Origin of the sequence: Ekhidna sp. (assembly GCF_965227465.1) — a bacterium.
GTDB lineage: Bacteria > Bacteroidota > Bacteroidia > Cytophagales > Cyclobacteriaceae > Ekhidna.
Genome location: NZ_OZ245746.1, coordinates 1,067,450 through 1,083,953, shown reverse-complemented (window position 1 = coordinate 1,083,953; position 16,504 = coordinate 1,067,450). Strand labels below are relative to the sequence as shown.

The following is a 16,504-nucleotide window of genomic DNA, read 5'->3' as shown; positions in this document are numbered from 1 at the left end:
ATTAAGCTTCTCCTTCCTTCATTACAACTTCATCTTTGTCATCTACTTTCAAACAAAGTAAACCAGCTATGATCATGGACCCTCCACCGAGTATTATGGCGTAAATGAATTCACTTTCAAAGAAAGTAGCCACTAAAAACCCGAGGATACTGGCTGCAACGATCTGCGGTATTACAATAAAGAAATTGAATATTCCCATGTAATAGCCCATCTTTTTAGGGGGTAGCGAACCCGATAGCATCGCATATGGAATGGATAGAATACTCGCCCAGGCTATACCTACTCCCACCATTGATAAGATTAACCACAAAGGGTTCTGGATAAAATAAAATGAGATTAGACCAACTCCACCACAGATAAGTGCGATCATGTGAGTCACTTTCCTACTTACTACTTTTGCTAATAATGGTAATGCCAAAGCTGCAAGTGCCGCTATACCATTATACCCGGCAAATAATAATGACACCCAATCTGCTCCATCATTGTAAGCAGCAGAGGTAGTATGGGTCGCTTTATAGATATGAGAAGTCACCGCCGAGGTGCTGTAAATCCACATGGCAAATAATGCAAACCATGAAAAAAACTGCACATAAGCTAGTTGCACCATTGTCTTCGGCATGTTCTGAAAGTCGCGAACGATCTGTACAAATCCATTGTGATACCTGTTTCGTCCCATCAGCAACGCTCCGATTACGTATGAAAATCCAAATAGGCCAAAGATTCCGCATAAGACATAAAGCTGTGGATCAAATTCTTTCAAGGTAAACCATGAAGCTAAAGCAGCACCAATTCCGAGCAATACAAGTCCTCTTGCCATGTACTGACGAGGTGTAAATTTTATTTTAAGTGGTGGCGGAGTTTTCGCTTCCTGAATATCCTCTTCCGATGGCGGGTACTCTTTTGTGGTGAATACAGTCCACATGACCGCAGTAAGAAAGGCAATACCTCCGACGTAAAAAGACCATTTCACTGAATCCGGAATTTGGCCTTCTGGTGCCGTATTACTGACGCCTATCAAATTGGTAAAGATCCACGGTAAAGCAGAAGCTACAACAGCACCAACTCCAATAAAGAAGCTTTGCATTGCAAAACCTTTCGTTCGCTGATCGGGCGGAAGCATATCTCCTACAAAAGCCCTAAAAGGTTCCATGCTGATATTGATCGATCCATCCATGATCCATAACATACCAATGGCAATCCACAGTGTGGGAGAGTTCGGCATAACAAAAAGCGCAAAAGTTGCAAGTATGGCTCCTATGGCAAAGAAAGGTCGTCTCCTACCCCATTTTGGATGCCAAGTGCGGTCACTCAGGTAGCCAATGATTGGCTGAACTATTAACCCCGTAACAGGTGCTGCCAACCAGTAAAATGCCAGATTCTTCGTATCTGCCCCTAATGTTTCAAAAATTCTACTTGTGTTGGCATTTTGCAGCGCAAAGCCAAACTGGATTCCCAAAAATCCAAAACTCATATTCCAGATTTGCCAAAAGCTAAGCCTCGGCTTATCCGATCCCAATGAAATATTACTCATTGCTTACAGTGTTTGTCCCAACAAAATATTGATATGGCTGCATTTCAGTGATGGATGAACTCACATCTCCTTCTGAAAATACATCTGTAAATAGCATCGATTCAGGTAATGAAATAGATTGGTTGTCTCCCGAAAGATTGATTACGACCGTGACCTGATTATTATCTTTTGTTCGCTCATAAGCGATAACCATCGGATTTCCAGTATCCATGAAGTTTGGTTCACCTCCAAATTCCCCATTATACAAGGCCGGGTTGTCATGCTTCAAATCAACCAAAGAGGCATAAAATTCTTGAAAAGCAACATCACCCCACTCAATTGTATCCTTTTCAAAAAAGGCCAATCTTTCATCCAACCCTGCTTCCTGTCCGCTGTAAATCAACGGCATACCCTGGACTGTGAATACAAAGACCGCATAGGCTTTATGACCATCTCCAAATCTTTCGAAAACAGTACCATTCCAAGAGTTTTCATCATGATTCGTGGTAAAGTTCATTCTAAAAGCATCAGATGGATAGCGATCCAAATCTTTATTAATGAATGAAATCAACGAGTCCACATTTTTCTCTCCTTTCGCTACCCCGTTCATGTAATGATGCAGCCCCCAGCCGTAAGTCATATGAAAAGCATCTTCATGCATCTGAGGTTCATCCCATTCGGCCAGCATGAATACATCCTTCACAACATCCAACGAATCCTTAGCACGATTCCAAAATTCCATTGGAACAAATCCCGCTACATCACATCGATAACCGTCAATGTCTGCCTCCTCAACCCAATATTGCAATGCATCGATCATCTCATTTTGCATATCCATATTTTCATAATTCAGATCAGCAACATCAGACCAATCAGGAACTGGTGAAATGACATTACCCATTGAATCTTTTGTATGATATCCGTCTTTTTCCATCCATGGATGATCCCAGGCTGTGTGGTTAGCCACCCAATCCAAAATCACCAACATGTCCTTTTTATGCGCCTCATCGACCAATCTTTTAAAATCTTCCATACTACCAAACTCAGGGTTGATGGCGGTATAGTCTTTGATTGAATAGTAACTTCCAAGTCCACCTTTCCTCTTTTCCTCTCCAATCGGCTGAATTGGCATGACCCACAAAATATCAACCCCTAATTCCTCAAGTCGTGGAAGATGATCAATGAAACCATTGAAAGTACCCTCAGGGGTGTATTGTCTCACATTTACCTCATAAATGACCATGTCTTTGGCACGTTCAGGAAATGAAGCTTCTACCATCGCTGATTGATCAGATGGAGGTTGGCTACATGCTCCGATCAAAAGAGCTAAAAAGGTTAGGTTGGTTAGTATTTTCATTAATTATTTAATTGTAAGTAATCATCTCAAAAGAGTTCGGTTGAAGCGTTAGCATTCCTCCATTTTGACTACCAAAGAAATTTAGACTCCCATTTTCAGGGATTTCTATTTCAAATGGCCGATCACTTGTGTTGAACACAGCAATTACCTGATTATCAAAATATTGACGTGAGATCACCAGGTAGTTCTTACCTTCATCCAATATTTGGGTATCGCCATAGATCAATGCCAGATTTTCTTTTCTAAGTTGGATAAGTTTCTTAGCTCGCTCTTTTGTGGCTTGCTGATGTCTATCCAGGTTATCAAATTGCATTTGTCTTCTGTTGTCCGGATCATTACCTCCCGGGCTTCCATACTCATCGCCATAATAGAAACATGGTATTCCTGGTATGCTCAACATATAGGCAGTAAGTGCCGAAAGCTTCTGATAAGCGAGTGTATCCTGAATAGTTATCTCCCGGTTCCAACCTGCGTACTTGGTGTCTTCACCAAAATCCAGGGAACCATCTGCGTACGAGATGAATCGTGGACGATCCTGATTTCCGGTGATATATCCCATCAGATTATGATCTCCATAATACTTTATACTTTCTCTTAGCGAACTTGCCAGCTCAGACAAAGAACCCGCTCCGGCAAAAGCCGAAACGGCACGATCGTACATATTAAAGTCAAACTGCGCATCCAGCATTCCGGTGCTTATATAGCTTTTTATAAGCTCATGACTTCCATATGTTTCACCAATTTGAAAAACAGGCTGCCCGATTTCTTTGACTACTTGCTTCTTGACCTTTTGTGTCAGCACTCTCCAAAATATTTCCGGAATGTGCTTGGTTGCATCGTGTCTGAATCCATCAATGCCATATTCTCTAAGCCAAAAAATGGCTGAATCAGTCATTGGATCAACTGTTTCCATTTTCGATAAATCGAGCGTTGGCATGAACGTATCAAACCAGGTGGTCAACCGCTGGTCATCCCACCGCTCGGTATTGAGTGATCCATCCGGCAGATACAGATTTGTCGCCCAATCCGGATTTTGTTGATAGATTGGATGCTGTTCATGCACATGGTTTGCCACATAGTCCAGCAAAACATTCATATCCGAATCATGAGCAGAAGAAATCAGATTCCTAAATTCGTCTGACGTTCCAAAACGATAGTCAACCTTCACATTGGATATTGGCCAATACCCGTGGTATGCCGAAAAACTCGTCTCCGGCTCAGGATACTTACCAAATGCTCCTTCAGGGTTTTGTGTGATTGGAGATAACCATATCGTATTTGTTCCTAAATCGCTGAAATAACCTTCGGTGATTTTCTGAGTAATTCCTGCTAAATCTCCACCAAAGTAATCTGCTTTTGCATGGACTTCCGGGATGTTCAAAGGCTTATCGTTACCGGTATTGCCATTATTAAACCGGTCTACCATGAGGAAATACATGACCATTCCTTCATAGTCGTTTCGTGTAATCATGGATGCATCATCCAGCACTTTGCCCTTGTCTAGCGGAACCATCACATCATTGCTAACTCCCTCTTTATTATATGCCCATAATCGAATCTTGGAACGATCCGAATTTGCAGCATTTGAAGGAATCTGAACCGTAACCTCATTCCCTTTTATGGTGATAAAATCACCTGGGATTCGGGTATTACCCCAATAGGCATAAATATCAGATATGGAATTCGAACTTTCTAAAATGATGCTATTGGGGGTGTAGCTTTTTGACCTCAGTGTGGGGATTTTATCAGGATCTGGCCCTTGAATGGTAATGAGTGAATTATATCCTCCCATACCATTGGAAATAGAGTCCGGGTTTTGTGGATCGAGGACCTCTTTTCCATCTACTACGTAGAGGTATTGGTATTTTCCAGCTCCCAAAAGTTCATATGTCGAGAACGAGCTCCCGGTTTTCTCCAGAACCGTACTATTTGGATTCCAGGCATTAAACTCCCCTTTAATCATTACCCTTTTTTCATCCCCTGAAATGGGGTACAAGAAAGAATACAAAGTCTTTTTCGTGCGTTTTAGCAGGATACTTTCACCTACTCCGTCAGCCCATAATGTCAAATTATAAAGTGCCTGCTTAGGTCTTCCCTGAATTCGCAAAACGGAATTATCAATTTCCAAATTAAAGGGTCCGTCTGTAGTTACAGAATCCAGGCGGAACGGATCCAATACATAATCTTCCAACACAACCTGAGTAAGTTGAAGATCCAATTGAATGGGAGTTGCTGTTCCAATGATCAGCGGTTCGCTAAGTGTTTCTAATCCTTTTTCAACACTACATCCAAATAGGACTATGACACTACCAGTTAAAAACCATTTCTTCATTGGTATACGCTATCTCGGTTGAAAATACATTTTCAGATTTAAGATTATCTCTGTGATCTTTTTCGAATGGATCAAAATTTGAAATAGGCTGAACGTATGAATAGCACTTTCTTTCAATACTTCCGTGCTTCCAATTATTCAACTCATTTTGATCAAACCCGTGAAGAACCAGCTTTAATTTCTTGATTTTAGAATTATAATTACCCGATGCTTCCTTAATCTTGATCTCTTTCTGAGATGGTGCAAACTCGATCAACCTTCTATGAAAAACCCCGTTGCTACTTTCATAGGAAACTCCATCATCTTCATAATATTCTGTACTTGAATGGTCGGTTCCTGCATAGAAATGTAACTCTAGACACTCTCCTACATTCTTTGAGTTTTGCGTTGCATCACCGTAAACAGGAATTATTGATGAGGCCTTAATGAACAGAGGTAAATGCTCCAAGGCATATTCTCTAATCATCTCTTGTCCACCTGCTAATTGTTCGTCAGTAAAGAACTCATACCATTCGCCCTCAGGTAGGTATACCTTGCCATATCGTTGATCACTCGCTAATGGAGCAACCAGAATATTATCTCCAAAGAGGTACTGATTTTCAAAGTCAGCAGCATAAATTTTATCGTCCGTTGTATAGTCTATGCATAGACTTCTGGTTACAGGAGTACCTGATTCTGAAGCCTGAACGAAAGCATGATAGATGTAGGGTAATAACTTATATCTCAGGCGAATGTAATTTTTGGAGATTTCCTCAACTTCCTCTCCATAGGACCAAGGCTCAGAGTCGTGAGAATTAATCATGGAATGTCCTCTAAAGAAAGGTGAGAATGCGCCAATCTGAATCCATCTGGCAAATAGATTGCTTTGCCCATTTCCAGCGAAACCACCAACATCATAACCTGAAAAAGGAACTCCTGAAAGACCCAGACTATTCACCATACGTACTCCAAGTAACATATGTTCGTCGTTGGCGACATTATCTCCGGTCCATAGGGCGCTGTACCGCTGGACTCCAGCAAAACCTGCCCTAGTCAGTATAAATGGACGTTTGCCATCGAGATTCTTACTAGCTCCCTCGTAAGCACTTCGTGCCATCTGCATCCCATAAATATTTCTCCCTTTTCGCGTTGTTGCTCCCTCTCCTTCAAAATCAAACTCAATATTCTCTGGCAACATCTGGCCCCAGGTAGCAATCTCATTCATGTCATTCCAAAAGCCCTTGATCCCTATGTCCGTGTAAGACTTCATCATGTCTTTCCACCAGGAACGGGTCTCTTCTTTTGTAAAGTCCGGGAAGTGACACCATCCTGGCCAAACTTCTCCTTCATAGTATTTCCCATCGGGATATTTTAAAAAGACATCTTCCTTCTTACCTGAGTCGTAAGGCAGGTACTTGCCTTCGGTTTTTATTCCGGGATCACAAATCACTACTACTTCAAACCCCATCTCCTTAAGTAAATCAACCATTTGGTCCGGGTTAGGGAAGCGTTCTTTGTCCCAACTAAAGATTTTATATTCATCCATGTAATGGATGTCGAGCACAATCACATCTGCAGGGATATCCTTATCTCTAAATTTCTTTGCTACATCCAATACCTCAGTATCCGGATAATAACTATATCGGCATTGTTGATATCCGATGCTCCACATTGGCGGCAAGGACATCCTGCCAGTCAGCCATGTATAGGATTGAATGATTTCTGAGACAGATCCATTAAAAAAATAATAGTCCATGTCTCCTGAATCAACAGAAAAGCTAGAAAAGCGATTGTTTGAAGCTCCAAAATTGAAGTGACTCTTGTATGAGTTATCTAAAAAAACACCATAACTAAGGCCATTATGTATTCCAATATAAAAAGGGATGGAAGCATAAAGCGGGTCGGCTTCTATGTCATAAGCAAAATGATCAGTATTCCAATTTTGATATCCATTACCACTCCTATCTAGTGGTCCTGTTTTCTCCCCCAACCCGACAAAACGTTCGTTTGATTGCAGCTTTTTGTAAATAGTCTTTTGTTCACCCTGTGTCTGAATGCCTAGCCCGGGCTCATCCTGATTCAGGATTTTGCCATCCTTATTGAGGAATGTGAAGAGTATTGGTGATTTATCAATTACTACATCAAGTGATTCAGAGGTAATTACCAGTGAATTGTCGTTATCTTCTACTTGAAAGCTAATTTTCTTAGGGCTTTGTACGACAGAATAAGGATTACAATCCTGAGAATGGCTTGTCTGATGTACCCTAATGGTATGCTCATTATAAAATGAGATTTTATATTGAAAGCTTTCTGTTTCAATTTCCACCCCATATTCTGTTGTCAAATATGATTTGAAAACACCACCTTCCGATATTCGTTTATTTCGTTCACTTTTAGCAATATCCAACATAGAATTATCCCATCTTTTTGTAGCGTGATAAGCTCAAATTAATGAATAATCTTAGAGGAGATTGCATGATTATTTCAAAAAAAATAACGCAAACGGTTGCGAAAGGCCCTGATAATGAAGATTTTGTAAAAGTCTACACTTTTTTGGAAGAATCTCTGGCTAATAATGTAGTTCCAAGCTTTATAGAATCCATTGGTAAATCCTCTTCTTCAGATTCGATCTGTTTGATCAGTAATTCCGCGGCATGTTGTCCCATTTCAAAACCCGGCTGTTCAATAGTCGAAATGGAAGGGTTGGTTAATGCGGTAAACTGCCAATTGCTAAATCCAACTACTCCAAAATCCTGCGGAACGTTTTTTCCATATTTTTGAGCTGCTTTTATTGCTCCCATTGCTGCCAGATCATTCGAAGCAAAAACGGCATCTGGGTTATTCGATTTTAACAATTCAAAAGTCGCTGCATAAGATTCCCCTTCATTAGAAGCCTGATTGTAAACAATCAAATCATCATTTACTGGTACACCCAAATCTTCATGGGCCTTCATAAATCCACCCAATCTTTCATTGGTTATATCCAGATTTTTAGGGCCTGCCAAATGTGCAATGCGCTTATATCCTTGCTTAATCAAATGTTCGGTGGCCTGATATCCACCTTGAAAGTCATCTACGGTGACCTTACTTGTCTCCAGGGTATCAGGGACCCGGTCAAAGAAAACGATAGGCAAACCTTTTTGCATCATAACCTCAAGATGAGAATAATCAAAAGACTCTTTTGAAAGCGAAACCAGCACACCATCCACTCGGTTATTGAAAAGCGTCTGAATATTCATCATTTCCCTCTCAACTGATTCATTGGATTGGGTAATGATCACATTATACCCTTTGCTTTGAGCAATATCTTCTATCCCACTGATGACGGTACTGAAGAAAAAATGAACAATCTCAGGAACAATAACACCTAATGTATTGGATTTACTGTATCTCAGACTAAGTGCCAGTGAATTGGGCTGATAGTTCAATTCTTCTGCAACACGCCTAACGGCTTTCTTAGTTTCTTCACTGATTTCAAAATGATCCTTCAATGCACGCGATACCGTTGAGGGTGATATACCTAGTTCTTTAGCTATATCCTTGATGGTTGTTGTCTGCCTTTTCATGCAAGAAATATAGTAAAATGCATCAATTATGGTTCATAGGTTTTATAAAAGTCTGAAACGCAAACGTTTGCAGAAAAAAAAGTCTGCAAAAACTTCGCAAAAGTGTTGCCTGTAATTTCTTTATTCATAAAATTCGGAATGTGAGTGTTAAGAAATGATCGATTTTTTAACATAAAAACTCGTAAAAATTAACTTAAAATTTAACGAAAAATTAAGATGAAAAATGTATTAAAATCCCTGAGTTTATTGATGGTTTTGGGGACCTTGGTTTTCGTCTCATCGTGTGGTAGCGATGATGGTGGAATTGACATTGGTGGTGGCGGTGAAGGATCCTTCGCAGTAGCTGATGGTTTCTATATAGCTGGCGTGTCTGCATCCGATACGACTATTGCAACTGCATACTTATTAAGTGATGCGACTGTTGAAGGTGAAGGTTTCGCAGCAACTCCTCGAGATGATCACAAAGCAGGTTACATTTATCTAACTGCTGGAAACTACATTTTCGCAGAGGTTGATGAGCAGGAAATTGTGAGTATTGAAGGTGGAAGTTCCTCCGTAGTTGATTCTGTTGGAACGTGGGCAGAAGCTTATACTTACGTAGAAGTAGAAGCAAATGGAGCTTCTTTCGCAGTTTCAGAAGAAGGTGTTTATCATGTTATATATGATAAGCAAAATTCCGAAGCATTTATTGTTAGAATAAATTCATGGGGAATCATCGGTGGAGCAGTTTATGAATCTGTTTGTGTATCAAACGGCTTTAATTCAGACCTAGACTTGGAAACTGTAAGCGAATCAGCTGAAGGATCTACCTGGTCAGGAACCGGAATCATAATAAGAGACGATCAGTTCAAATTCAGATACAATAACAACTGGACCATTGGTGAATATAAGTCTTTCACTAACGTAGGAGAAAGCTTAAGTGTACTGGTACCAGGTGGTGCTAATATCACGAACGCAGAAAGTGGAGTTTATGATGTTACACTATCCATGGATGCAAATGGGGTATTCAGTGCAACGTTAACCAAAACAGGAGAGGCAGAAGTTTGCTCGTTCAATGCAGACAACTTCCCATGGGGAATCATTGGTTCTGGTACACAAGGAACTACTGAAACAGCTGGATGGACTGATGATAAAGATTTGATCTACGTGGGTCAGGTTGATGGTGTTGATACCTGGTTAGGGGTATTCCCAATCGCTGGTGGTACTGCTGATAATGAATTCAAGTTCAGAACAGACGATACCTGGGCAACCAAGTTGATTCCAAATTCAACTACTTATACTGACAATACTGGAAACATTACTGACAATGCAGACAGCAACGGTGATGGAAGCTGGTTCCTTGCTGATGGAGCTTCAGGATTCATTTATGTTAAAATCACAACTGCTGATCAGGGTGGTTCATGGAACATTGACTTCAGTGATGCAGAATTCCAGGTAATTGGTGAAGGAAGTCCGGTTGGAAACTGGGATGCTGGAAATGGAATCGCTATGACTTACAACGACGATTTAGCTTCAGCTACATTAGCATCAGGTGCATACACTACTGCAGGCTGGAAAATCTTTGTCAATCAAAGTTTTGATTACAACTTAGGTGGTGCCACTGATGGTACAACTGCACTAGAATTCAATAACAGCACATTTAGCCTTGGGGCAGCTGGAAATTATTCAGTGACTATAAGCACGTTAGATGGTGGTGTTACATACGTAGCAACAGCAACAGTTAATACAGCAAGACAATAAAAATTCTAATAGTTAACAATAATAAGAGCTGCCCACTTTGGGCAGCTTTTTTTTGCTAAATTTTTAACCAGATGAAATCAATACTCACCCTTACGTTATTTCTTGGATACATTTCTCTATTTGCCCAGGATCCAACTATTGAACCCGCCTTCTTTTCCGCGGACGAAGAAATTACTATTACCTATGAAGTGACCGGAACGTCGCTTCAAAGCCTCAATGAAGCATGGATTTGGATGTGGATTCCCGGGGAGGGGATTGATGCCCCATCCAATATCAATCCGGCTAGCTCCAATAGCTCAGCCACCAATCCTGCTAAGTTTACCAGATCCATGAGTAACACAGGTGAAGTATTCTTCTCTATTACCCTAATACCAACCGATTTTATTGGAACCTCTAAAGAAAATATTGAGAGCATAGGAATGCTTCTCAAAGGTAATGATTGGAGCAACGGCCAAACCTCAGATTACATCGCAGAGATAAACGATGGATTTACGATCGTAATGGACAATCCAACCGGTAATTATGGTTTTTATAGCAGCGCTGCAACCATTCAAATTGATGTCAGAACCTCTGAATCTTCGACCATAGAACTTTTCGTTGATGACAATTCCATTGCCTCCTCAACTGAGGTCACTGAGTTGAGTTCATCACATACGATAATCGATGATGGCAATGTTCACATAATCAAAGCAGAAGCGAATAATGGAAGTGAAACCATCGAGACAACCTATTCCTATACGCTTACCCCTACCCCTCCTTCTGTCACTTTGCCTATGGGCATACAAGATGGAATCAATTACAATACTGATTTAACTCAGGTGACACTTTCGCTAAGAGCCCCGGATAAAGAACATGTATTTGTCATTGGTGACTTTAATGACTGGTCATTAAGTAGCGACTACTTGATGAACAAGGATGGAGAAGTTCATTGGCTGACCATTAATGGATTAAACCCTCAACAGGAATATCTCTTTCAATACCTGGTGGATGGAGAGATAAAAATAGCTGATCCTTACAGTGAAAAAATATCATCACCATTTGATGATGGGGAAATTATTGCAGAGAATCGATACCCGGAATTAAAACCGTATCCTAATAGGGAAACCTCAGAAGCTGCTTCTTTTCTTCAAACGGGTCAGGCTGATTTTGTATGGTCGGATTTCACTCGTCCTGCTAACGAAGATTTAGTGATTTACGAATTACTGATACGAGATTTTACAGAGGAACGCACTTACCAGGCAGTTACAGATCGACTGGACTATCTCGCAGATTTAGGCGTAAATGCACTTGAGTTGATGCCCATTCAGGAATTTGAAGGAAACTTAAGTTGGGGATACAATCCGGCATTTATGTTTGCCGTAGATAAATACTACGGTACGGAACTGGACCTAAAGACCCTTATTGATGAAGCTCATAAAAGAGGTATTGCGGTAATTCTAGATATTGTGCTTAACCATCACTTTGGAAGAAATTCACTAGTTAGATTGTACAATGAAGGGCTCTATGGGAATCCTACCTCGGACAATCCGTGGTTCAATACCCGCGCTAAGCATGACTTTAACGTAGGATACGACATGAATCATGAAAGCCAATACACCAAAGATTACACAGATAGGGTGGTCAAATACTGGCTAGAAGAGTACAATGTGGACGGTTATCGGTTTGACTTATCAAAGGGATTTACCCAACGCAACTCTTTAGGTAATATTGGACTTTGGGGTAACTATGATGCGTCAAGAATTGCCATATGGAAACGTATTGCTGACGTTATTTGGGCAGAGGATCCTACAGCCTACGTCATCTTAGAGCATTTTGCAGATAATACAGAGGAGAAAGAACTGGCTGCCTATGGCATGATGCTTTGGGGCAACCTAAACCATGCGTACATTAATGCAGCAAAAGGAAGCTCAGCATCACTGAATCAGGCGTATTTTGAATCCCGAGGTTGGGTGGAGCCGCATTTAATTTCATACATGGAGAGTCATGATGAAGAGCGTCAGATGTGGGAATTAAAAAAGAGCAAAAGCACAAATGAGGCACTTGAACGAGCCAAAATGGCAGCTGCATTTTTTCTCACCGTGCCTGGCCCTAAAATGATCTGGCAATTTGGTGAGTTTGGTTACGATGAAGAGCTTAACAATGATAGATTGGGCGTCAAACCAACCAGATGGGAATATTTAGAAGACCTAAATAGAAAGAAGCTATTTGACCTATACAAGTCCCTCATTCACTTAAGAACCGAAACTGAATTTATTGACAAGGAATATTTTACGTGGAGTACATCCGGATTTGTGAAGACAATCAACATTACACATCCTGAAGTGGAAATATATGTTGTAGGAAATTTTGATGATGAAGTCCAAAGCTTCAATCATAGGTTTACAACTACCGGAACCTGGTACAACTACTTTACCGGAGAACCAATCGAGGTAACCAATACATCTGAAGAGGTGAGTTTTGGAGCGGGTGAATGGTACATCTATACATCTGAGAAAATTGAAAATTACATTGATGATCAACAAATAACACTCGGTATCGAAAACGAAATTGAAAATTTATATATCTACCCCAACCCTGCTTCCGAGATGATTCATATTATCAATATCGATGCAGACGACTTCCGTATTCTGGACCTTTCGGGAAGAGAAATTAAACATGGGCTGATGGATAATACTAATCAGATCAATGTAACGGATCTTCATCCAGGCATCTATCATGTTATTTTGAAAAATTCGACTGAGGAAATCAAAAAACGCATTTTGATTAAATAGCTACCCATCGTAAACGTTTCCGAACGTTTCTGCGACGATTTATCACTATTTTCAATAGTTACAATACGCAAACGTTTGCGTAGAAAAACCTAGTAAAAAGCCCTGAAAATCATGGTTTTACGTTTCGAAATTGGTAAAATTGAAAGAGCAAATCAATGTATATTTCGGACGAATTAAGGATTGATTCATCCAACTAATTCTAAAGCAAATCAATGAACACTAATAGTATCTTACCGAGACTGGAAGTAAAAAGATTTCTAATGACCTTAATGGTCTCCACGAGTGTCTTTTTAGCAGCAGGTCAGCAGAGAACTGTTTCCGGAACTGTGACGGATGCGAGTGACGGCACCACCCTTCCGGGAGTAACCGTACAGATAAAAGGAACTCAAAATGGAGTTGCCACTGATATTGACGGAAAATATTCCTTACAAGTAGCCCCTTCAGCCGTCCTTGTCTTCTCATATATTGGTTACAAAACCGTCGAACAAACCGTAGGCAACAGATCTGTTGTTGATATGGCATTGAGTGCAGACATTCAGGAGCTCTCAGAAATAGTCGTTGTAGGTTATGGTCAGGTAGAAAAAGGAGATGTAACCGGGGTAGTCAATAAAATTGATTCAAAAGAGTTTAACAGGGGCGTTCTAACCTCTCCAGCAAATCTTATTGCAGGTAAAGTTGCCGGTGTTCAGGTAATTAGCAGCGATGGAGCACCAGGGTCGGGAATATCAATTCGAATTAGAGGTGGTACTTCGATAACCGCTGGTAACGAACCTTTGTATGTAGTGGATGGCGTACCGCTGGAGAATGACGGTGTTGCTGGTGTACGAAATCCGTTGAATTTCATTAACCCTGCAGACATTGCTGACATAACCGTATTGAAAGATGCTTCTTCAGCAGCTATATATGGCTCCAGGGGAGCAAATGGGGTAGTTATTATCACAACCAAATCCGGAGAGTCCGGGAAACCCCAATTTTCATATGATGGCTCCTATACCGCAGGCTTCAATAACAATGGGGTGACCATGCTTAATGCAGCTGAGTTTGCGTTTACAGTGGAAAGAAAAGGACCAAGAAACCTGGAGGATCTTGGATCTGCAAATACCGATTGGTTTGATGAGGTTACACAACTGGCGCAAGGTATGAATCACAACTTTGGTGTCTCATTCGGTGGAAAAAGTAACTCAGGAAGAGTTTCGCTAAACTATCAAAATGTAGATGGCCTTATAAAGACAGATAACCTGGAGCGCATTTCAGGTAATGTGAATTTTACGCAGAAGCTACTTAATGATGACCTTACCTTAGGCATCAATACCAAACACAGTATCATTAATAATCGATTCGCACCAAATGTGATCGGTTCAGCGTTGGTTTTTGATCCAACTCAAAATGTGCTAGCCAATGATTCTACGACAGGTGGTTATTTCGAATGGTCCAGTCCACTAGCACCCGGAAACCCGGTAGCGCAAATCGATCAAACGTTCAATATTGGCAGGACCGTAAGAAACCTAATAGGTGCAAACCTTAACTATAAGTTGCCTTTTATGGACGGTCTGTCTGTTAAAGTGAACTATGCGTACGATAATTCACAAGGAAAGAGTCAGGTCACTCGATTGATTAATTCAAAAGCAGGTGTAGAGATTGGGTCTTTCTCCTCCTTTGAAGATTCCCGAACCAGCAATTTATTAGAGACCTACTTAAACTATAATACCAAACTGTCTTTTGGTAAACTGGATCTCATTGCCGGATACTCCTATCAGGATTTCTCGCGAAATGTAGATCGGTCTCTATTTAAGCCAGTTACCGTTTCCCTTAATGCCCTTAATATCACAAACCCTACAGATTTTATCAGTGAAGGCAAACTGAACGAAATACGACCGTTATTAGATGAGCCATTGATTTTCGAATTAGAAAACAGACTGATCTCCTTTTGGGGAAGAGCTAATCTATCTATTCAGGATAAATACCTTATCACAGCTACACTTAGAAGAGATGGAAGTACCAGATTTGGTAAAAGAAACCGATGGGGACTATTCCCATCGTTAGCTGTCGGATGGAGATTAATCGATGAACCATTCGCGGAAGGTATTCAAAATGTCATGTCTAACCTGAAAGTTAGAATGAGCTATGGGGTAACTGGTAATGAAGAAATCGGAGATTACCTCTATGTGAATCTTTATCAACCTGGTGATGACAGAGCAACCTACATCTTCGGGCAGGATACCGTCAACACCTTTAGACCAAACGCTGTAGATCCGGACATCAAATGGGAAGAAACCAAGTCCTTAAATTTTGGTATCGATTATGGCTTTCTCGAAGGAAGAATCCACGGCTCTATCGATGTATATCGTAAGCTAACAACCGACCTTCTTTTCGATATTGCCTTCCCTATAGGAACATTAACAGGAGACCGGGCAGTAACCAATATTGGTGAGATGGAAAATAAAGGGATTGAGCTAATGGTGAATTCGGTGGTCATCGACAAAGATGACATGAAACTTGACCTGGGCTTCAACGCTTCATACAATAGGAATGAGATTCTAAAACTGGATAATTCCAATCTACCAGACTTCCAGGGATATCTAACCGGTCCTATCTCCGGAAATGTTGGGCGAACTATTCAAATCTTAAAAGTTGGATACCCTGCAAACTCTTTCTTTGTGTATGAACATAGAAAAGTAAATGGACGACCTGTGTCCGATGGTGAAGACATTAACGATGATGGTTTTAAAAATGATCTGGACATGTATATTGATCGAAACGATGACGGTATGATCAACGAAGACGACCTTAGACCATACAAAAGACCTGCTCCTGACCTTATTCTTGGGCTGACAGGCAACATGTCTTACAAGAAGTTTGATTTTGCACTAACCTTAAGAGGACAGATCGGTGGCTATGTGTATAACAATGTCTTCTCACAATACGGAGCTTTCCAAGGAGTGGACGACCCTTTCGCACCAAATAACATTCATATCTCCGCTTATGAAAATGATTTTACCGAACGCCAGTTATTATCGGATATTTATGTAGAAAATGCATCGTTCTTAAAACTAGATAACCTCACAGTAGGTTATACCATTGATAGAATCAATAATGTGGATGCCAGGGCATACTTAACAGCCACCAACCTGATGACCATTACCGGTTACTCAGGAGTTGATCCTGAGTCAGGAATCAATGGAATTGATAATAACCTATACCCCAGATCCACGACCGTTATTGTGGGTGTAAATCTTACTTTTTAATTAG

Annotated in this window: 8 protein-coding genes; 3 read left to right on the top strand and 5 right to left on the bottom strand. The window is 40.7% G+C overall.

Features of this window, described 5'->3' with window-relative positions; genetic code table 11:
• Window position 1: 1 nt before the first annotated feature.
• The 5 genes from ACO05G_RS04895 to ACO05G_RS04875 all read right to left on the bottom strand — a co-directional run bounded on the left by ACO05G_RS04895 (window position 2) and on the right by ACO05G_RS04875 (window position 8,744).
• A complete protein-coding gene (locus tag ACO05G_RS04895) occupies window positions 2–1,531 on the bottom strand; it encodes an MFS transporter (protein ID WP_421764953.1) in 1,530 nt (509 codons plus the stop codon).
• The gene (locus ACO05G_RS04890; protein ID WP_421764952.1) at window positions 1,524–2,867 is read right to left on the bottom strand and encodes an alpha-amylase family glycosyl hydrolase; all 1,344 of its coding nucleotides are present in this window, start codon (window positions 2,865–2,867) and stop codon (window positions 1,524–1,526) included. Before ACO05G_RS04890 ends, ACO05G_RS04895 begins: the two co-directional genes overlap by 8 nt.
• 7 nt (window positions 2,868–2,874) lie before the next feature.
• Window positions 2,875–5,199, bottom strand: a complete 2,325-nt coding sequence (locus ACO05G_RS04885) for an alpha-amylase family glycosyl hydrolase (protein WP_421764951.1) — start codon at window positions 5,197–5,199, stop codon at window positions 2,875–2,877.
• Complete coding sequence (locus tag ACO05G_RS04880; RefSeq protein ID WP_421764950.1) at window positions 5,174–7,588, bottom strand: glycoside hydrolase family 31 protein; 2,415 nt, start codon at window positions 7,586–7,588, stop codon at window positions 5,174–5,176. The genes ACO05G_RS04885 and ACO05G_RS04880 overlap by 26 nt, the downstream gene beginning before the upstream one ends.
• 133 nt (window positions 7,589–7,721) lie before the next feature.
• Window positions 7,722–8,744 carry a LacI family DNA-binding transcriptional regulator gene (locus ACO05G_RS04875; protein ID WP_421764949.1) on the bottom strand — a complete coding sequence of 341 codons (1,023 nt, stop codon included), beginning with the start codon at window positions 8,742–8,744 and terminating at the stop codon, window positions 7,722–7,724.
• Window positions 8,745–8,960: 216 nt separating this feature from the next.
• Between ACO05G_RS04875 and ACO05G_RS04870 the strand changes: the two genes are divergently transcribed.
• The 3 genes from ACO05G_RS04870 to ACO05G_RS04860 all read left to right on the top strand — a co-directional run bounded on the left by ACO05G_RS04870 (window position 8,961) and on the right by ACO05G_RS04860 (window position 16,500).
• Window positions 8,961–10,484, top strand: coding sequence for a hypothetical protein (locus ACO05G_RS04870; RefSeq protein WP_421764948.1), 1,524 nt, complete (start codon window positions 8,961–8,963; stop codon window positions 10,482–10,484).
• A gap of 71 nt (window positions 10,485–10,555) precedes the next feature.
• Complete coding sequence (locus ACO05G_RS04865; RefSeq protein ID WP_421764947.1) at window positions 10,556–13,255, top strand: alpha-amylase family glycosyl hydrolase; 2,700 nt, start codon at window positions 10,556–10,558, stop codon at window positions 13,253–13,255.
• 212 nt (window positions 13,256–13,467) lie between these two features.
• On the top strand, window positions 13,468–16,500 hold the full coding sequence (locus ACO05G_RS04860) for a SusC/RagA family TonB-linked outer membrane protein (RefSeq protein WP_421764946.1): 3,033 nt from the start codon (window positions 13,468–13,470) through the stop codon (window positions 16,498–16,500).
• The last annotated feature ends 4 nt before the right edge of the window (window positions 16,501–16,504 follow it).

Coding starts and splice junctions, on each gene's coding strand:
- ACO05G_RS04890 (WP_421764952.1), bottom strand. CDS start 2,867: ATGAAAATACTAACCAACCTAACCTTTTTAGCTCTTTTGATCGGAGCA.
- ACO05G_RS04870 (WP_421764948.1), top strand. CDS start 8,961: ATGAAAAATGTATTAAAATCCCTGAGTTTATTGATGGTTTTGGGGACC.
- ACO05G_RS04875 (WP_421764949.1), bottom strand. CDS start 8,744: ATGAAAAGGCAGACAACAACCATCAAGGATATAGCTAAAGAACTAGGT.
- ACO05G_RS04860 (WP_421764946.1), top strand. CDS start 13,468: ATGAACACTAATAGTATCTTACCGAGACTGGAAGTAAAAAGATTTCTA.
- ACO05G_RS04865 (WP_421764947.1), top strand. CDS start 10,556: ATGAAATCAATACTCACCCTTACGTTATTTCTTGGATACATTTCTCTA.
- ACO05G_RS04895 (WP_421764953.1), bottom strand. CDS start 1,531: ATGAGTAATATTTCATTGGGATCGGATAAGCCGAGGCTTAGCTTTTGG.
- ACO05G_RS04885 (WP_421764951.1), bottom strand. CDS start 5,199: ATGAAGAAATGGTTTTTAACTGGTAGTGTCATAGTCCTATTTGGATGT.
- ACO05G_RS04880 (WP_421764950.1), bottom strand. CDS start 7,588: ATGTTGGATATTGCTAAAAGTGAACGAAATAAACGAATATCGGAAGGT.